At 66.0% G+C, this 17,504-nt stretch carries 15 protein-coding genes; 6 read left to right on the forward strand and 9 right to left on the reverse strand.

Translation table 11 applies throughout. The features are described from left to right. Window positions 1-18: 18 nt before the first annotated feature. Window positions 19-834, reverse strand: coding sequence for a TorF family putative porin (locus tag AC1DRD_RS03555; RefSeq protein ID WP_478040330.1), 816 nt, complete (start codon window positions 832-834; stop codon window positions 19-21). Between the two features lie 289 nt (window positions 835-1,123). Here AC1DRD_RS03555 and infC point away from each other — a divergent pair, with 289 nt between their 5' ends. After that, window positions 1,124-1,654: a translation initiation factor IF-3 gene (gene infC, locus AC1DRD_RS03560; protein WP_066808683.1), complete on the forward strand. Its 531-nt coding sequence runs from the start codon at window positions 1,124-1,126 to the stop codon at window positions 1,652-1,654. A 240-nt stretch (window positions 1,655-1,894) separates the two neighbouring features. Here infC and AC1DRD_RS03565 read toward each other — a convergent pair whose 3' ends face one another. From AC1DRD_RS03565 to AC1DRD_RS03590, 6 genes are all read right to left on the reverse strand, one after another. Continuing rightward, a complete protein-coding gene (locus AC1DRD_RS03565) occupies window positions 1,895-3,127 on the reverse strand; it encodes an adenosylmethionine--8-amino-7-oxononanoate transaminase (RefSeq protein ID WP_478040331.1) in 1,233 nt (410 codons plus the stop codon). Continuing rightward, window positions 3,124-3,747 (reverse strand): dethiobiotin synthase, encoded by a 624-nt coding sequence (gene bioD / locus AC1DRD_RS03570; protein WP_478040332.1) that lies wholly within the window; start codon window positions 3,745-3,747, stop codon window positions 3,124-3,126. Before bioD ends, AC1DRD_RS03565 begins: the two co-directional genes overlap by 4 nt. Further along, window positions 3,744-4,895, reverse strand: a complete 1,152-nt coding sequence (locus AC1DRD_RS03575; RefSeq protein ID WP_478040333.1) for an 8-amino-7-oxononanoate synthase — start codon at window positions 4,893-4,895, stop codon at window positions 3,744-3,746. Before AC1DRD_RS03575 ends, bioD begins: the two co-directional genes overlap by 4 nt. Beyond that, window positions 4,892-5,272, reverse strand: coding sequence for a VOC family protein (locus AC1DRD_RS03580; RefSeq protein WP_478040334.1), 381 nt, complete (start codon window positions 5,270-5,272; stop codon window positions 4,892-4,894). The genes AC1DRD_RS03575 and AC1DRD_RS03580 overlap by 4 nt, the downstream gene beginning before the upstream one ends. Before the next feature lie 14 nt (window positions 5,273-5,286). After that, window positions 5,287-8,034: a [protein-PII] uridylyltransferase gene (locus AC1DRD_RS03585; protein ID WP_478028128.1), complete on the reverse strand. Its 2,748-nt coding sequence runs from the start codon at window positions 8,032-8,034 to the stop codon at window positions 5,287-5,289. 100 nt (window positions 8,035-8,134) lie between these two features. Next, window positions 8,135-8,482: a helix-turn-helix domain-containing protein gene (locus AC1DRD_RS03590; protein WP_478028130.1), complete on the reverse strand. Its 348-nt coding sequence runs from the start codon at window positions 8,480-8,482 to the stop codon at window positions 8,135-8,137. A 183-nt stretch (window positions 8,483-8,665) separates the two neighbouring features. Here AC1DRD_RS03590 and AC1DRD_RS03595 point away from each other — a divergent pair, with 183 nt between their 5' ends. Next, window positions 8,666-9,634, forward strand: a complete 969-nt coding sequence (locus AC1DRD_RS03595; RefSeq protein ID WP_478040335.1) for a hypothetical protein — start codon at window positions 8,666-8,668, stop codon at window positions 9,632-9,634. Between the two features lie 12 nt (window positions 9,635-9,646). Here AC1DRD_RS03595 and AC1DRD_RS03600 read toward each other — a convergent pair whose 3' ends face one another. Further along, entirely contained in the window at window positions 9,647-9,982 is a 336-nt protein-coding gene (locus tag AC1DRD_RS03600) for a helix-turn-helix domain-containing protein (RefSeq protein WP_478040336.1), read from the reverse strand. Between the two features lie 98 nt (window positions 9,983-10,080). Then, the gene (gene mutS / locus AC1DRD_RS03605; RefSeq protein ID WP_478040607.1) at window positions 10,081-12,660 is read right to left on the reverse strand and encodes a DNA mismatch repair protein MutS; all 2,580 of its coding nucleotides are present in this window, start codon (window positions 12,658-12,660) and stop codon (window positions 10,081-10,083) included. A 210-nt stretch (window positions 12,661-12,870) separates the two neighbouring features. On the opposite strand from mutS, the gene AC1DRD_RS03610 reads away from it, so the two are divergent. Genes AC1DRD_RS03610 through AC1DRD_RS03625 form a run of 4 tightly spaced genes read left to right on the forward strand, consistent with a single transcriptional unit; the run spans window position 12,871 to window position 17,437 of the window. Then, window positions 12,871-15,129, forward strand: coding sequence for an NADP-dependent malic enzyme (locus AC1DRD_RS03610; protein WP_478040337.1), 2,259 nt, complete (start codon window positions 12,871-12,873; stop codon window positions 15,127-15,129). 8 nt (window positions 15,130-15,137) lie between these two features. Next, complete coding sequence (locus AC1DRD_RS03615; protein ID WP_478040338.1) at window positions 15,138-15,521, forward strand: hypothetical protein; 384 nt, start codon at window positions 15,138-15,140, stop codon at window positions 15,519-15,521. 57 nt (window positions 15,522-15,578) lie between these two features. After that, the gene (locus AC1DRD_RS03620) at window positions 15,579-15,953 is read left to right on the forward strand and encodes a BlaI/MecI/CopY family transcriptional regulator (RefSeq protein WP_478040339.1); all 375 of its coding nucleotides are present in this window, start codon (window positions 15,579-15,581) and stop codon (window positions 15,951-15,953) included. Further along, window positions 15,950-17,437 carry a M56 family metallopeptidase gene (locus tag AC1DRD_RS03625; protein ID WP_478040340.1) on the forward strand — a complete coding sequence of 496 codons (1,488 nt, stop codon included), beginning with the start codon at window positions 15,950-15,952 and terminating at the stop codon, window positions 17,435-17,437. The genes AC1DRD_RS03620 and AC1DRD_RS03625 overlap by 4 nt, the downstream gene beginning before the upstream one ends. The last annotated feature ends 67 nt before the right edge of the window (window positions 17,438-17,504 follow it).

Below are 17,504 nucleotides of genomic sequence, written 5' to 3' on the forward strand. Positions count from 1 at the left end.
CTTCGCCGCCCGTTTGCCTCAGAAAGCGGCGCTGACCGAGAACAGCGCGGTCGCGTCCGCGATCGACGATCCGTTCTTGGTCGAGGCGAAATTGGGCAGCAGATAGGCCGACCTCGCCTTGCTGATGTCGGTGTCGACATAGGACACGCCCAGCGTCACCGGGCCGATCACGTAATCGACGCCGAGCGACCAGTCGAAATATTCGCCGGTCGGCGCCACGCTGGTGCCGTTGGGCCCGAGTCCGGGATTGCCGTTGGAATGGCCGAGATGCGCCTTGGCGGTCAGCGGGGTCTTGGGAATGCCGACACTGGCATCGCCCCAAAGGTAGAGATTGTCCTGCGCCTGGCCGCGACTTTGCGGCGTGTTGGAGAAATTGCCCAGCGCCTTCTGCTTCGGGGCATAAGCGATGCCCGCGAGCAGATTGGCCGGTCCGATCGTGGTGCTAAGCTTGACATAGGGCTCGGCGAAGTCGGTCGTGTCGGCGCCGCCGGGGTACATGTACCAGGTCAGCCCGACGTCGATCGTCGTGCCGCTGGCGATCGGCTTCTTGATCCCGGCAAACAGGTCGAGTTCCAGGTTGGCACCGCCGAACGTGCCCCAGCCGGAAAGGTTCGAGGCCCAGGCACCGGCATAGACGCCGCTTTCGTGCGTGACGGTCACGCCGCCCTGCAGCGCCGCTTCCTTGTCGGTCTGCGACACGCCGCGGAAGCGATAATCGGACACCAGGGCGACATTGCCCGACACGGTGACCGACTTGGGCGGCTCTTCCTGCGCGAAGGCAGGCATTGCGGCCAGCAACGACGCCGCCGCGATGGCGGCGAGGCGATAGATCATGGAACATTCCCCTGTGCGATGAGGTGAACGTTCCTCCTGCGGCCGCCCGGCACGGTCTTCTATAGCGAGACCGAGTCCCGGCGGCGGCTCCTGACTATCGCTGCCGCATTGCCGTAATCGTGCCCAATCGTGAGGAAATGTTGCCGCCGGGGCGCACGGTGCCGGTCGCTAACCGCTATTCCGAATCATAAATGCCTACTTTTGCTGTCCCGGCTTTTAAATCCTCCGGCAAAATTCTATATCACGCACCTTACAACCCAAAGGAGCAGTACCTATCCGTCCTCCCACGATGCGCCGACCAAACCAGGCGCCGCCGATGAACGGCCCCCGATTCAACGAATGGATCCAGTCGCCCAAGGTTCGAGTGATCGACCATGAAGGCGAGAATCTGGGTGTTATGTACACCAAAGAGGCGATGGAGCAGGCCCAAGGGCTTGGTCTCGACCTCGTCGAAGTGTCGCCTAACGCAGATCCGCCCGTGGCCAAGTTCCTCGATGTCGGCAAGTTCAAGTACGAGGCGCAGAAGAAGGCCAACCTCGCTCGCAAGAGCCAGAAGACGCAGGAGATCAAGGAGATCAAGATGCGTCCGAACATCGACGATCATGATTATGAGACGAAGATGAAGGCCATCCACAAGTTCATCGGTGAGGGCGACAAGGTCAAGGTCACGCTCCGCTTCCGCGGCCGCGAGCTGAGCCACGGCCAGCTGGGCATGAACCTGTTGAAGCGCGTGCAGGATGACACCGCCGAGGACGCGAAGGTCGAAAGCTATCCGCGCATGGAAGGCCGTCAGATGCTGATGGTGCTTTCGCCGAAGTAAGGCTCGCCGACGCGGAATAGCGGAACGCTATTCCGCGAAAGCTCGGCGAGCTCGGCCGGCGGCGCATAAGCGCCGACCGACGGCGCGGACTTACTCCGCGCCGGCTCCGTTGCCCCAAAATAGCATCGTCACCCCGGCCTTGTGCCGGGGTCCACCGGGCGGCAAGCGTGAAATTAGTGCCTCTAGCCTTGGCCAAGCTGCATGGTGGATGCCGGGACAAGCCCGGCATGACGACGATGGCTAGAGCGCGGTAGCAATCGCCTCGTACACCGCATCCAATTCCGCATCCTCGATGCAATAAGGCGGCATCACGTACACCGTGTTCCCCAACGGTCGCAGCAGCACGTCGCGCTCGCGAAAATGCTTCAGCAAGCGCGGCCCGATCGCGGCGAGATACCCGCCATCGCCCACCGCCACCTCCATCGCCGCGATCGTCCCGATCCGCCGCTTATCCGTCACGCCCGATAAAGCATCGAGTCGCGCCTGCTGCCGCGCGCTCAGATCGGCGATCCGCTGCAGCACCGGCTCGTCGCGCCAGATTTCCAGATTGGCGACCGCCGCCGCGCAGGCGACGGGGTTTGCCGTATAGCTCGACGAGTGGAAGAACATCTTGGCGCGATCGTCGGACAGATGCGCGTCGAAGATCGCTTGCGTCGCCATCGTCACCGCAAGCGGGACCGCGCCGCCGGTCAGCCCCTTCGACAGGCACAAAATGTCGGGCACGACCGCGGCTTGTTCGCACGCCAGCAAAGTCCCGGTACGTCCCCAGGCGGTCATCACCTCGTCGGCGATGAACAGCACGTCGTGCCGCGCACAGATCGCGCGCATCTCGGCCAGGACGTGCGCCGGATAGACCAGCATCCCGCCGGCGCCGAGGACCAGCGGTTCGACGATGAACGCGGCCGGCTGCTCGCGGCATGCCGCCTCCAGCGCGTCAAGCGTCACCTGTTCATGACCTTCGGCAGGGAAGGGGATCGTGCCGACATCGAACAGCAATGGCGCATAGGCCCGGTTGAATACCCCGCGCGCGCCGACCGACATCGCGCCGATCGTGTCGCCGTGATAGCTATGCTCCAACACCAGGATGCGGTGCCGCGCCTCGCCGCGATTGGTCCAGAACCCCAGCGCCATCTTGAGCGCGACCTCGACGCTGGTCGATCCGCTGTCCGAATAGAAGACGTGGGTGAGGGCGGGGGGCATGATCGTGGTCAGGCCGCGCGCCAGCGTCTCGGCGGGCTCGTGCGTCCAACCGGCATAGATGATCTGGTCGAGCTTCTGGGTCTGCGCGGCGATCGCGGCCATGATGCGCGGATGGCAATGGCCGTGCGTCGTCACCCACCAGGACGAGATGGCATCGATCACGCGCCGGCCATCGGCGGTGTGGAGCAATGCTCCCTCGGCATGCGTCACCAACGGGATCGGTTCGCCGAGCCCATGCTGGGTGAAGGGATGCCAGACCGGTGAACCGCTCATCGGAAATCGGCCAGATCGAAATGGGCGGCGAAGGCGGCGGCCAGCGCACCGGGGTCGAGCGGGTCGAGCATCGGCAGGCGGCCAAGGCGTTTGACCCCGCCCATATCCGCGATCGTCGCCTCGCTATCCTCGACAGCATCGCCGACAAAGGCCACCCCGAGAATATCGACCTTGCGTGTGCGCAATGCTTCGATCGCGGCCAGGCTGTGGCTGATCGTGCCGAGCGATGTCGCGGCAACGAGCACCACCGGCAACTGCCAGCGCGCCATCACGTCCGCGAATGTCGCCTGTCGCGTGAAAGGCACCAGCACGCCGCCGGCGCCTTCGATCACTAAGGGCCGGTCGCAACGTGGTGGTTCGAGCGCGTCCACATCGATCGTCACGCCATCGATCTCCGCCGCGCGGTGTGGCGAGCAGGGGGTGGTCAGACGATAGGCTTCGGGCAGCAGACGCGCGGCCGGCAGGCCCGACAATCGTCCGATTCGCTCCAGGTCGCCGCCGTCATCCAGCCCGGCCTGGACCGGCTTCCAGTAACAGCCGTCGAGGGCGGCAGTCAGCGCGGCGGCAAACACCGTCTTTCCGATATCGGTGCCGGTGGCGGTGACGACGATCGCGGTCACAACACCTCTTTCAGCGCCTCGGCGAGCGCATCGATCGTCGCGGCGTCGACATTGAGCGTGACCGACAGCCGCAACCGCGCGGTGCCGACAGGGACGGTCGGCGGGCGGATGCCGCGCACGTCGAAACCCTGTGCCTGGAGGCGCGCGGCAATTTCCATCGTCCGCGCATCATCGCCGATGATCACCGGCATGATCGGCGACCCGCTGGCAAGCGCGCCAAGCGGGACGAGGCAGTCGTGCGCGTGGCGCACAAGGTCATCCAACTTGGCGATCCGTTCCGGCGCGCGCGCTAGCAAAGCGAGGCCGCCGCGCACCGCCGCCGCCATCAGTGGGGAGGGCGCGGTCGAGAAGATGAAGCCGCGCGCGCGGTTGATCAGGATATCGCACACTGCGCGAGAGGCGCAGACCAACGCGCCCTCCGCGCCAAGCGCCTTGCCGCACGTGCGCAAGGTGATGAGGTTGTCGCGGCCTTCCCATTCGGCAGCGAGCCCGCGTCCGCCCGGTCCGAACACGCCGGTCGCATGCGCCTCGTCGACGATCAGCACGGCATCCTCGCGGTCGGCGATCGCCACCAGATCGCCGAGCGGGGCGCGGTCGCCATCCATCGAATAGAGGCTCTCGACCGCGATCCATGGCCGGCCGCGGCCGCCCTCGCGCCGCCATTGCGCGATTGCATCGGCGACGGCGTCAGCATCGTTGTGCCTGGCTGACACGCGCGCGGCGCGGCCGAGCCGCATGCCGTCATGCGCGCTGGCATGGATCAATTCGTCATGGACGACGAGGTCGTCGGCGCCGGGCAAAGCCGCGAACAATCCGCCATTGGCGGCGAAGCCGGTGCTGAAATAGAGCGCGGCCTCGCTACCGAACCAGCGCGCTGCCTCCGCTTCGAGCGCTTCATGCTCTTCGTGATTGCCGCGCAACAGACGCGATCCGCCCGCGCCGATCGGTACGCCCCGCGCCAGCGCGTGGGCGACGATCGCTCGCATGTCGGGCGACCCGGCGAGGCCGAGATAGTCGTTCGAGGCGAAATCGTGGCCGGTCCGGGCGGCCAGCGCACGCCGGCGATGGCGGCGGGTCAGCGCATCGAGATCGTCTTGGAGCTTCGCTTTGAACGCCGCGCCCGGCAGCTGGGGATCGGATAGACTCAAGCCGGCGCTTCCCACAATTCGATCGGATTGCCCTCGGGATCATGGATACGCGCGAAACGCCCGGTTTCGGGCGAGTCCCATTCCGGTTTCACGATCACGTCGATCCCACTGGCGTTCAATTGCTCGAGCAGGCCGTCGAGGTCGTTGACGCGGAAATTGAGCATGACCTGATGGTCGGCCGCCCAATAATCGGTATCCGCCTTGAATGGCGCGAATACCATCGGACCACCCTGTACTTTCCAGGTCCATTCTTCCGGCGGCCCGGTATCCTCGGCCGCGCAACCCGCGCCGATGCCGAGATGCTCGCGATACCATGCGTTGAGCGCGTCGGGATCCTTTGCGCGGAAGAATATTCCACCAACTCCGAGTACCGGCATTGCGTCCTCCTCTGTCAGGCCGCCTCGGCGGCCATCTCTCCCATCGCGGCATCGACCAGCCGGCGTTCGAGTGTCTTGACCCGTGCCGGCGCCTCGATCTTGTCGCCGGTCAGGTCGGTTACATAGAAAGTATCGACCGCGCGCTCGCCATAGGTCGCGACATGCGCCGAGTGGATTGTCACTTTCGACTGGAACAGCGCCTGGGCGAGTTGGTGCAGCAAGGCAGGGCGATCGCGCGCATTGACCTCGATCACGGTGAAGCGGTTCGAGGCATGGTTGTCGACGAAGGCCGCGGGATTGATGTCGAACGCCTCGGCGCGCGGACGCGGTAGTGGCTTCGCCTTGAGGCGGTCGCTGAGCTTGTTGCGATTGGCCAGCGCATCCTCGATCGCGCGTCGCAATCGGGTCAGCTGGGCGGAATCATCGAACGGGCGGCCGAGCGGATCCTGGACCAGGAAATTATCGATCGCCATGCCGTCGCGGGTCGTATGGATCCGCGCGTCGATGATGTTGCCGCCCGCCACGCTGATCGCACCGGCGATGCGGTAGAATAACCCCGGATGGTCAGCGGCGTAGATGGTGACCAGCGTCGCGCCGCGATCCGCATCGACCTGGCTGGCGATCGATAACGGCTCGTCGCCGGCCTCGGCCATCAGCTTCAGATTGGCGATCAGCGCATGGTCGGGTTCCGCCACCCAATAGGATTCGGGCAGGCGCTTGACGACCGACGCGAAGGTCTTGTCGTCCCAGCCGAGCGCGGCGGCGACCGCGTACTGCTTGGCCGCGACGCGTTCGCTCCGTCCCTTCTGCTTGTGGCCCAGCCTGAGCACTTCTTCCGCCGCTTCATAGAGGTCAGTGAGGAGCTGGCGTTTCCAGCCATTCCAAACGCCGGGACCGACCGCGCGGATATCGACCACCGTCAGCGTCAACAGCAAGCGCAGCCGCTCCGGGCTCTGCACTGCCTCGCAGAAATCGAGGATCGTCTTGAAGTCGGACAGGTCGCGCTTGAACGCGGTCGCCGACATCAGCAGATGATAGCGGACCAGCCAGGCGACCGTCTCGGTCTCGGCCGCGGTCATCCCGAAGCGCGGGCACAGCCGCTGCGCGACTTCGGCGCCGAGCACCGAATGATCGCCGCCGCGCCCTTTGGCGATATCGTGCAGCAGCACCGCGACATAGAGGACGCGGCGCGACGCGATCTGCTTCATGATCGCGTGGCTGAGTGGATGATCTTCGGTCAGGTCGCCGCGTTCGATCCGGCTCAACAGCCCGATCGCGTGGATGGTATGCTCGTCGACCGTATAATGATGGTACATGTCGAACTGCATTTGCGCGACGACGCGGCCGAAATCGGGTACGAAACGGCCGAACACCCCGGCCTCGTTCATCCAGCGCAACGTGGTCTCGGGATTGTGGCGGCTGGTCAGCACCTCGAGGAACAAGGCGTTCGCTTCGGGGTCGCGGCGAATGTCGTCGGCCAGCTTCGCGTCGCGCGCGGCGGCGCGCATCGCCAGCGGATGGATTTCGAGACCGTGACGGTCGGCCAGCACGAACATCTCGATCAATCGGCTGGGTTTCTGGGCGAGGAAATCCTCGTCGGGTAGCGCCAGCCGACCACGGTCGAGCACGAAGCCGTTGAGTTTGCTCGGGCGGCGGCGCAGCACCGGCAGGCCGAAGCGTCGCCCGCGCGCCGCGAATTTATCGTCGAGATGCGCCAGAAAGACCCCGGTCAGGTCGCCGACCGCCTTCGCCTGCAGGAAATAATAATGCATGAAGCGCTCGACCTTGGACTTGCCCGGCCGGTCGGCGAAGCGCATCCGCTCGGCGATCTCGCGCTGCATGTCGAAGGTCAGACGGTCTTCGGCCCGCCGCGACAGCGAATGGAGGTGGCAGCGCACCGCCCATAGGAAATTGTCGGCGCGGTGGAACTGGGCATATTCGGCGCGGGTGAACAGCCCGACATCGACCAGTTGCGCGGCGTTCTGGACGTTATAGGCATATTTGCCGATCCAGAAGAGCGCGTGCAGATCGCGCAATCCGCCTTTGCCTTCTTTGACATTGGGTTCGACCACGTACCGCGTGTCGCCCATGCGTTTATGGCGCAAGTCGCGCTCGGCGAGCTTCTCGGTGATGAACACGCGCGCGGTATCCGACTGGACCTCCGCCTTGAAGCGGCGCGCGGCCTCGTCGTAAAGGTCCTGGTCGCCCCAGACATAGCGCGCCTCGAGCAAAGCGGTGCGGACCGTGACGTCGCCCTTTGCCTGGCGGACCATATCGTCGAGGCTGCGGGTCGACTGGCCGACCTTCAGCCCCAGATCCCACAAGGCATAGAGCATCGATTCGACGACTTGCTCGTGCCAGGGCGTTTCCTTCCACGGCGTCAGGAAACCGATATCGACGTCCGAATGCGGCGCCATCTCGCCGCGGCCATAGCCGCCGACCGCTATCAGGGTCAGGCGCTCGGCGGCGGTCGGGTTGCTCAGCCGATAGAGCCGCTCGACGGTGAAATCGTAGAGCAGGCGCAGAATCTGGTCGATCAGGAACGCCTGGCTGGCCGCGATCTCCAGCCCGCGCGACGGGTGTTCGAGCAGCCGGCGCTCGATCTCGGCGCGGCCCGATTGCAGCGCCTGTTTGAGCAGAGCGGTCGCCGCGTGGCGGAGCTTGGTACGGTCGTCGCCCTCCAGCGCCTTGAGCGCATCGGCCAATATGCGGCGATCGATGATCGCGCGGCGGTGGGGCAGGCTGTCGAAGCGTGCGGGCATGACCCGGCGATAGTCGCGAACGCACGCGGCGTCACGCGTGGTTATGGCCTAGAATTTGTTTCAGCAAAGCTGAAACGGTAACGGTGCCGGGCCACTCCCTCTAGCGGCCGTGCTGCAGCCCCTCGGCGGTCCAGCCGAGATCGAAGCGTTCGCGATCGGCGAAGAACGCGGAGATCTCGCCGCGCAGGCAATCGGTGATCCAAGGCAGTGGCAGGCCGACGGCACGAGCGTAGTTGCGGGCGAATCCAAGCGCATAGACCGGGGCGGAGAAACCGTCGAAGCGCGCCTGCTCGATCGCTTCGAGATGGCGCACCGCCATCCGGGTCACGTCGGCGACCTCGGCCAACGACAATCCCAATTGCTCACGCGCCGACCGCAACGCCCGACCGACCGCATCCGCGGACAGGACCGGCATGTTGCGGTCGAGTTCCTCTCCAAACAAATCCATCAGAAGCCCCCCGACTCGATTGGAGGATCGCACCATTGTGCCGCTACCGCAACGACGCTGATTGGCCAGGACTGCTTTGCGGCTGACAAAGCGTCCGAATTTGGGTCGCTCAGATAGTTTGCGGCGCGGTAATCTTACTGTAATGGCTTGGCAGGGCGCCTCTTTTGGTGCGGGGTGGGAATTATGAACCTTGAGCCGCCGGTAACGCCGGAACGGACACAATCGCGGCTGGCTTCGCGCCTGCTGGTGGAAACGCAGCTAACCAGCCTGGTCAGGGCGATCGCTATCGTACGCAAACTTGCCGGCGGGTCGTTCGTGTTCGATCGCGGCATCTTCTTCCTGGCGATATTGCGTGCCAGCGGCGACGTGCTGGCCGATTGGCCCAATGCGCCGCGTAGCCAGGCCGATAGTGGCGGCATCAGCATCAACGCGCTGTCGCAGTCGCTGCACCGCCCGTTCGAAACCGTCCGCCGCCATGTCAACGCGCTAATCGAAGCTGGATTGTGCGCGCGCACGAATAATGGCGTGGTGATCCCGATTGCATTGCGCGACGATCCCGATGTCGCGGCATTGCTGGTCCATCTGCACGATTCGCTGGTCTGGCTGGCCGACGAATTCCACGCCTTCGACATGCCGCTCCCGCGTACCGCGACAGTCGATCAGCCCTATCGCGCCGACATCACGCTGGCGGCGTCGATCGACCTGGCACTGGGCGCGTTCGACAATGTCGGCTTGTTCGTGTCGGACTGGCTGGAACTCGCCATCGTCGGAGCGGTGCTGGTCGCGAGCGTGCGGCGGATCACGCTCGATAGCGAATTGGCGCGTCGTTATTCGGAAACCGCTACCTTCGTGCCGATCGAGCAGCGCGATCCGGTTTCCGCGGCGGCGATCTCGCGCGCGCTGACGATCCCCTATTCGACGGTACGACGCCAGATCCTGGCGACGGTCGCGGCTGGCAAGCTGATCGAGCGCGGACGAGGCGTGCTGCTGTCCGACGATTTGCTGGCCGGGCCTGGCGCCGCGATCATGGGGGCCACGGCGACGATGCGGACCGCGGCGCTGTTCGGACGACTGGTGCCCGGCGGCTTCCCGTTCAACGACCCCAAAAACGCTTATGTTGCGGGACGGCCGGCGCTGGTCGATTTCAGCTGAGGCGCATCGGGATCAAGTGATCGGCAACGAGGAGATGGCGATCCGTGCCAACTCCGCGGCAAGGGTCAACGCCACCCATTTTTCGGGCAGTTTCACGACTCGGGCATAAGCACGTGCCGCCGCGATCGTCGCGCCGGCGCCGGGCAGTCGGCCGAAATCCGAATTCTCGATCGCACTGACGATCTGCAGGTCGGTGCCGGCCCGGCGCGCCACGTCATCCAGCGACAAACCCATCCTCAACCGGCCGCGCCACAAGGCTTCGCCGATCTGGCTGGGCGCGGAAATGGCCCTTCCCTCCATTTTCGCGGCCAGATGATCTGGTGCCGGACCGCGTTTATCGCGATCCATCGAATCCCCTCCTGTCCCCGAGGCGATCTCTGCCACAGTTCGGAAATGGCCGCAACGGACCGAACGCCCGACTTGACAGCTATTGTGCCAATCTGACCCTAAGCGTCGTGCGCTAGCCGTTTCAGGCGATACAGCACGTCCAGCGCCTCACGCGGACTGAGTGCGTCGACGTCCAGGCTGTCGAGCTCGGCACGGACGGCATCGCATTCCTCTTCCTCCGCCTCGATCGCGGCGGCGAACAGCGGCAAGTCGTCGAGTCCCGCAGCAAGCCCCCCAGTCTTGGCGCGGCCCGCCTCGAGCTTGGCCAGCACCGCCTTGGCACGCGCGATCGTGGCCGGCGGCAGCCCGGCGAGGCGCGCAACCGCGAGGCCGTAGGAACGGTCGGCGGGTCCCTCGGAGACTTCGTGGAGCAGGACCAGATCGCCTTTCCATTCGCGCGCGCGGACGTGGTGAAGGCTCAGTGCATCGCAGCGTTCGGCAAGCCGCGTCAGCTCGTGATAATGCGTCGCGAACAGGCAGCGGCAGCGATTGTCCTCATGGATTGCCTCGACCACTGCCCAGGCAATGGCGAGGCCGTCATAGGTCGAGGTACCACGTCCGACTTCGTCGAGGATGACGAAGCTGCGCGGCGTGGCTTGCGCCAGGATCGCCGCGGTCTCGACCATTTCGACCATGAAGGTCGACCGCCCGCGCGCTAGATTGTCCGACGCGCCGACGCGGCTGAACAATTTGTCGACCAGCCCGAGTTCGGCGCGTGCGGCGGGGACATAGCTGCCCGCCTGGGCGAGTACCGCGATCAGCGCGTTCTGGCGGAGGAAAGTCGACTTGCCGCCCATGTTCGGGCCGGTGACCAGCCACAGCCGCGAGGTTTCGGAAAGCACGCAATCATTGGCGACGAAGCGTTCGCCGCTGCGCTGGACGGCGGCCTCGACCACCGGGTGGCGCCCGCCTTCGACGTCGAAACAGGCATGATCGACCAAGCTGGGCCGAGCCCAGCCGTCCTCGGCGGCGCGCTCGGCCAGCCCGGCGGCGACGTCGAGCCGGGCCAGCGCGTCGGCGGTCGCGGCGATCGCCTCGCGACCGGCGAGCGCGGTCTGGGTCAATTCCTCGAGATGCGCCGCCTCGGCGGCAAGCGCATGGCTGCCGGCCTGGGTGACCTTCATCGCCAGTTCGTGGAGTTCGGGCGCGTTGAAGCGGACGACGCCGGCCAGCGTCTGGCGATGGGTGAACCCACTGTCGGGCGCCATCAGTGGATCGGCGGCCCTGGCCGGAACCTCGACATGATAGCCGAGCACGCCGTTATGACGGATCTTGAGCGCGCTCGTGCCGGTGCGGTTGCGATATTCCGCCTCGAGCGCGGCGATCGCGCGGCGGCCGCCGGCGCCGATATCGCGCAGATCGTCGAGCTCGGCGTCATACCCTTCGGCGATATAGCCGCCGTCGGACGCGTCGATCGGCGGTGAGGGGACGAGCGCGCGCTTGAGCAGGTCGATCAACGACCCATGGCCGCGCAGCCGAGGCACGATGTCCTGGAGCAATGGCGGCGGCGCATCGAGCGCGTCGATCCGCTCGCCGAGCAGCCAGGCGCCATCGAGGCCGTCGCGCAACTGACCCAGATCGCGCGGGCCGCCGCGGCCGGCGACCAGACGTCCCAGCGCGCGGCCGATATCGGGTAGGCTGCGCAAGGTCGCGCGCAGGCTTTCGCGCAAGGCGCCGTCGTCATGCAGCCGCTGGACGAGGTCGAGCCGTGCTTCGATCGCCGCGCGGTCCATCAGCGGCGCGCCGATATCCCCGGCAAGCAACCGCGCACCGGCGCCGGTCACGGTGCGATCGACCGCGTCGAGCAGGCTGCCCTTGCGCTGGCCGGTCTGGGTCTGGGTGAGCTCCAGGCTGTCGCGTGTCGCGGCGTCGATCGCCATCGCTTCGCCGGCATTGCCGATCCGGGGCGGCCGCAGGAATGGCAGCGAGCCTTTCGCCGTATGGTCGAGATAGGCGACCAATCCGCCGGCCGCGGCCATGCCGGCGCGGCTCAATTGTCCGAAGCTGTCGAGCGTCGCGACCCCATAGACCCGCTTCAATCGCGCTTCGGCGGCGGTCGAATCGAACTCGCCGCGCGGGCGCAGCACGGTTGCATAATGTTCAAACGCGCTGCCTTCGCTCGCCAGCACTTCGGCCGCGTTCAGGCGCGCAAGTTCGGCGGACAAGCCGCCTGCATCGGTCTCGACCAATTCGAACCGCCCGGTCGAGACGTCGGCGGCGGCGACAGCGATGCCGCCCGCCGCTTCGCCGATCGCGACGCACCAATTGGCGGTGCGGGAATCGAGCAGGGCTTCCTCGGTCAAGGTACCGGCAGTCACCACGCGGATGATCGCCCGCGCGACCAAGGCCTTGGACCCGCCGCGCTTCTTGGCCTCGGCCGGGGTCTCGGTCTGGTCGGCGATGGCGACGCGATGGCCGGCCTTGATCAGTCGTTGCAGATATCCGACCGCGGCATGCGCCGGCACGCCGCACATCGGGATCTTCTCCCCGTCATGCTCGCCGCGCGCGGTCAGCGCGATGTCGAGCACGGCGCTGGCGATTTTCGCGTCTTCGAAGAACAATTCGAAGAAATCGCCCATCCGGTAGAAGAGCAGGCAATCTCCAGCCTCCGCCTTCAAGGCGAGATACTGGGCCATCATCGGGGTCGGGGCGGCGTCAGCCATTGGCGTCGGTTAGCCCAGCCGATCTGCGGCGCAAATCCCGCTTTCGCCCTTTGCTGTGGGTAAAGTGTGCGGATTCCCGCCTGGCGGGCAGCGCATCCCTGTCGGCAAAAGTACATCAAGGGCCCGGAAGCCGGTTTCCTTCTCCCCAAGGCGCACCTAAAGACGGGCGCAACAGAGAGGACCAGGATGGCCGACGAATCTTCCGTGCAGTTTTCCGACCGCGAAGCATTGCTGTTCCATTCGGAGGGGCGGCCCGGCAAGATCGAGATCATCGCGTCGAAACCGCTGACGACGCAGCGCGACCTGGCGCTGGCCTACTCGCCCGGTGTCGCCATTCCGGTGCAAGCGATCGCCGACGATCCCGCGACCGCCTATGATTATACTGCCAAGGGCAATCTCGTCGCGGTCATCTCGAACGGGACCGCGATCCTGGGCATGGGCAATCTCGGCGCCTTGGCGTCCAAGCCGGTGATGGAAGGCAAGGCGGTCCTCTTCAAGCGGTTCGCCGATGTCGATGCGATCGATATCGAACTCAAGACCGAGGATGTGGACCGCATCATCGACGCGATCGAGCTGATGGAGCCGAGCTTCGGCGGCATCAACCTCGAGGACATCAAGGCGCCCGAATGCTTCATCATCGAGCAGACACTGCGCGAGCGGATGAACATCCCGGTCTTCCATGACGACCAGCATGGCACCGCGATCATCACCGCGGCCGGCCTGATCAACGCCTGCCTGCTGACCGGCCGGCATCTTTCGGACATCAAGGTCGCGGTCAACGGCGCGGGCGCGGCGGCGATCGCCTGCACCGAGCTGATCAAGGCGATGGGCGTGCGGCATGAAAACGTCATCATGTGCGACCGTTCGGGCGTGATCTATCAGGGGCGTGACAAGATCAATCAATGGCAGTCGGCGCATGCCGTCGTGACCGAAAAGCGAACGCTCAAGGAAGCGATGCACGGTGCCGACGTCTTTCTTGGCCTGTCGGCGGCGGGCGCGGTCACCGCCGACATGGTGCGCGACATGGCCAAAGCGCCGATCATCTTCGCGATGGCCAATCCCGAGCCTGAAATCCGCCCCGAACTGGCCAAGGAAGCGCGTCCCGACGCGATTATCGCGACCGGGCGCTCGGACTATCCCAACCAGGTCAACAACGTCATTGGCTTCCCGTTCATCTTCCGCGGCGCGCTCGACGTCCGCGCGACCGGGATCAACGAGGAAATGAAGATCGCCGCCGCGCATGCGATCGCCGAACTGGCGCGCGAGGCGGTGCCCGAGGAAGTCGCCGTCGCTTATGGCGTGCGCCATACGTTCGGTCCCGAATATATCATCCCCGCGCCGTTCGATCCGCGGTTGATGGAGCTCGTCCCGTCCGCGGTCGCCAAGGCGGCGATGGATTCGGGAGTCGCGACCAAGCCGATCCTCGACATGGCGGCCTATCGCCAGCAGCTGCGTGGCCGGCTCAACCCGACCACCGGTGTGCTCGCCCAGGCCTATGAAGGCGCGCGCGCGCAGCCCAAGCGCGTACTGTTCGCGGAAGGCGAGGAGGAAGTCGTGTTGCGCGCCGCGGCGGCATTCCGCGAGGGCGGTTATGGCACGCCTGTGCTGGTCGGACGCGACGACGTCCACGACCGGCTGCGTGCGCTCGGCGTCAAGGACGTCGAGAGTTACGAGGTCCACAACAGCCGCACTTCGGCTCTGGTGCCGCGGATGGTCGATTTCCTCTACCAGCGGCTCCAGCGCCGTGGCTATTTGCGCCGCGACTGCGAGCGGATGATCAACCAGGACCGCAACATCTTCGGCGCCGTCCTGCTCCAGCTCGGCGAGGCCGATGCGATGATCACCGGGGTCACGCGGACCTATGCCCAGACGATGCGCGAAGTACGTAAGGTGATCGACATCGAGGCCGGGCGGACCGCGTTCGGCATCCATGTCATGGTCGGCCAGACGCACACCGTGTTCATGGCCGATACCACGATCAACGAGCGCCCCAGCGCCGAAGAACTCGCCGACATCGCCGAACAGACCGCGGCCGTCGCACGCCGCATGGGCCACGAACCGCGCGTCGCGTTCCTGAGCTATTCGACGTTCGGCAACCCCGAGGGACGCTGGCTCGAGAATCTGCGTGCCGCGGTGGGCGTGCTCGACCAGCGCCAGGTCAGCTTCGAATATGAAGGCGAAATGGCGCCCGACGTCGCGCTCAATCCGCGCCAGCTCGCCAATTATCCGTTCGCTCGGCTGTCAGGGCCGGCCAATGTGCTGATCATGCCCGGGCTGCAGTCGGCCAACATTTCGGCCAAATTGCTGCGCGAATTGGGTGGCGACGCGGTGATCGGGCCCATGCTGGTCGGACTGGAAAAGCCGGTCCAGATCGCGCCGATGACCTCGACCGCGAGCGAGTTGGTCACACTGGCGGTGCTCGCTGCGGGCGGGGTCGCGCGGTGAGCCCGGCGATGGGCGTATGGGTCCTGCTGCCGCAATGGCTGGGGACCGCCGCCGCATTCTGGCTAGTCTGGTGGGCCGCGCAGTCGCGCGACGCAACGGCGCTCAAGATCGTCGGGCTGGTATTGGCGATCGTGCCGGCGCTGCTGATGCCGATCCTGTCGCTGATGATTCCCCTTTATCGCGGCTTCTCGTCTGCCGCGAGCATCGGGACCACGTTCGCGCTCATCAGCGCCGCTGTCGGTATCGCGCGTGCGCTGTTCCTTGCCATCTGGGCGATCGCGTCGAAAGACGCGGCGATATTGCGAATAGTCGGCGGGGTGATCGCGGGGTTGCTGATCGTCTTTTATCTGATCGCAACCATGGCAATGGCGACTATGGGTTTCATGCACTGAGAACACGCCTCTTGCTGCTACGTTTGTAGCATGCTACAAACGTAGCAGGAGGTCGTGATGATCGATTCGTTGCCGCGCCGCGAGCGCGAGATTTTCGAGATCCTGTGCGGCCTGGGGGAGGGCACCGCGTCGGCCGTCCGCGGCGCGATGACCGACCCGCCCAGCGATTCAGCGGTACGCGCGTTGCTCGCGCGGCTGGTGGCCAAGGGGCTGATAGCGCACCGCACCGAGAACCAGGCCTATGTTTATGCGCCCGTGCCGCAGACCGATGCGGTTGCGGAAGGAGCACTGCAGCGATTGGTGCAGACCTTCTTCCACGGCTCTGCCGCGAGCGCGGCGACCGCGTTGCTGGGGATGGAGCCCAAGCTCGCGCCCGACGAGATCGATGCGCTCCAGCGCATGATCGACCAAGCCCGGCGGGATGCGAAATGATGCTGGGCTTGCTGATCGACCTCGGCTGCAAATCGACGCTGATCGCCGGCGCGGCCTTACTCCTCAGCACCGCGATGCGCGGCCGGCCGGCGGCGGAGCGCGCCGCTTTGCTGCAGGCGGCGCTGGTCGCTTCGCTCGCGTTGTTCCTGCTCGCGCCGTTGTTGCCGCCACTCGATCTCGCCTTGCTGCCGGCATCCGAGACCGTATCGAACGCGGTTGCAACGTGGAGCATCCCGGCGACTGCGGCCGAAATGCCGCGCGCGCCTGCTGCGACGCTCGACGGCGCGGTCATGGCGGCGATGCTCTACGCTGCCGGGGTCGTGCTGCTCCTGGTCCGTTTCCTGACGGGACTGTGGACGTTGCGGCGCTGGACGCACGCCGCTCAGCCCGCGATCGATCCGCACTGGCGGCGGGTGATGGATCAGGAAGCCGCCGGCTTCCGCCGACCGCTCCGCTTGCTGGTTTCGCCACATGCCGCGACGCCGCTCAGCTGGGGAATCGTGCCCGCCTGGATCCTGATCGGCCCGGCGACGCATGATCACCCCGAACAGGCGAAGGCGGTCATCGCGCACGAAATGGCGCATATCCGCCGCTTCGATTGGCTGGGGCTGGTCGCCGCCCGCATGGCCATTGCCTTGTTTTGGTTCAATCCATTGGTGTGGCTGGTCGCTCGTCAATTGATGCGCGAGGTCGAGCTGGCGGCCGACGCCGATGCGTTGGACCGGGTCGACCGCTACGATTATGCCCAGGCGTTGCTCGCGGTCGCCGGCGGACGTCCGGTCCATTCCGAAGCCAACGGCATGGCGTTCTCGCGGACCGCGCTGGCGCGCCGGATCAACACCGTGCTCGACGGTGACGCCGGGCGGCGCATGCGGCCGCTGGTGCCGGCGTTGCTGCTCGTGGCGGCGCTGGGCACTGCCGTGCCGCTCGCGGCTGCGCATATCGTGCGCATTGCTCCCGCGCCGCCGGCACCGCAGCCGCCGATTCCCGAACCGCCGGCGCCACCTGTCCCGCCCTCAGCAGCGGCAGCAGCACCGTCGGCTTGGCCCGATGCCGTGCGCAGCACCGGCCACGCTGGCGGCCGAATGTTGAAGCGCCTCGGTAGCGGGATCAAGGGGAGCTCGACCGCACGGTTCGCATTGGCGGCCACGGGCGGTACGGATCGCCAGGTGGCTGGCATGCCGGATGCGCGGGCAGTGATCGATGACTCGCCGCAGGACGCAGAGGCCGCCGCGGCGAAGCGCGAGGAAGAGGGGGGCGCTGCTGCCGCCAAACGCGGCGCGGAGGAACAGCGTCGTGGCCTTGGCGAAGGGATGCGCGGCACCGCCGTGGGATTTCGCGCGCGCGCCGAAGAGCTCGAACGCGTCGCCAATCTGCCAGGACAATCCAGCGCCGTGCGGGCGAGCAATCTGGCTATCGCGAAGGGATTTCGCGGTAGTGCCGACGACCTCGACAACAAGGCCGACAAACTGAGCGGCACCTAGCCGCCACTATCCATCGACGTCACCCAGGCAAGCGCGATTCCGCGCCACGGGACCGGCTTGCCCAATT

The sequence above is a fragment of the Sphingomonas sp. P4_G2 genome, assembly GCF_056401155.1.

What these genes read in the sequence shown, in the direction of transcription:
- AC1DRD_RS03555 (WP_478040330.1), bottom strand. Translation starts at nt 834, where the DNA reads ATGATCTATCGCCTCGCCGCCATCGCGGCGGCGTCGTTGCTGGCCGCA.
- infC (WP_066808683.1), top strand. Translation starts at nt 1,124, where the DNA reads ATGCGCCGACCAAACCAGGCGCCGCCGATGAACGGCCCCCGATTCAAC.
- AC1DRD_RS03565 (WP_478040331.1), bottom strand. Translation starts at nt 3,127, where the DNA reads ATGAGCGGTTCACCGGTCTGGCATCCCTTCACCCAGCATGGGCTCGGC.
- AC1DRD_RS03580 (WP_478040334.1), bottom strand. Translation starts at nt 5,272, where the DNA reads ATGCCGGTACTCGGAGTTGGTGGAATATTCTTCCGCGCAAAGGATCCC.
- AC1DRD_RS03585 (WP_478028128.1), bottom strand. Translation starts at nt 8,034, where the DNA reads ATGCCCGCACGCTTCGACAGCCTGCCCCACCGCCGCGCGATCATCGAT.
- AC1DRD_RS03590 (WP_478028130.1), bottom strand. Translation starts at nt 8,482, where the DNA reads ATGGATTTGTTTGGAGAGGAACTCGACCGCAACATGCCGGTCCTGTCC.
- AC1DRD_RS03595 (WP_478040335.1), top strand. Translation starts at nt 8,666, where the DNA reads ATGAACCTTGAGCCGCCGGTAACGCCGGAACGGACACAATCGCGGCTG.
- AC1DRD_RS03600 (WP_478040336.1), bottom strand. Translation starts at nt 9,982, where the DNA reads ATGGATCGCGATAAACGCGGTCCGGCACCAGATCATCTGGCCGCGAAA.
- mutS (WP_478040607.1), bottom strand. Translation starts at nt 12,660, where the DNA reads ATGATGGCCCAGTATCTCGCCTTGAAGGCGGAGGCTGGAGATTGCCTG.
- AC1DRD_RS03610 (WP_478040337.1), top strand. Translation starts at nt 12,871, where the DNA reads ATGGCCGACGAATCTTCCGTGCAGTTTTCCGACCGCGAAGCATTGCTG.
- AC1DRD_RS03615 (WP_478040338.1), top strand. Translation starts at nt 15,138, where the DNA reads ATGGGCGTATGGGTCCTGCTGCCGCAATGGCTGGGGACCGCCGCCGCA.
- AC1DRD_RS03620 (WP_478040339.1), top strand. Translation starts at nt 15,579, where the DNA reads ATGATCGATTCGTTGCCGCGCCGCGAGCGCGAGATTTTCGAGATCCTG.
- AC1DRD_RS03625 (WP_478040340.1), top strand. Translation starts at nt 15,950, where the DNA reads ATGATGCTGGGCTTGCTGATCGACCTCGGCTGCAAATCGACGCTGATC.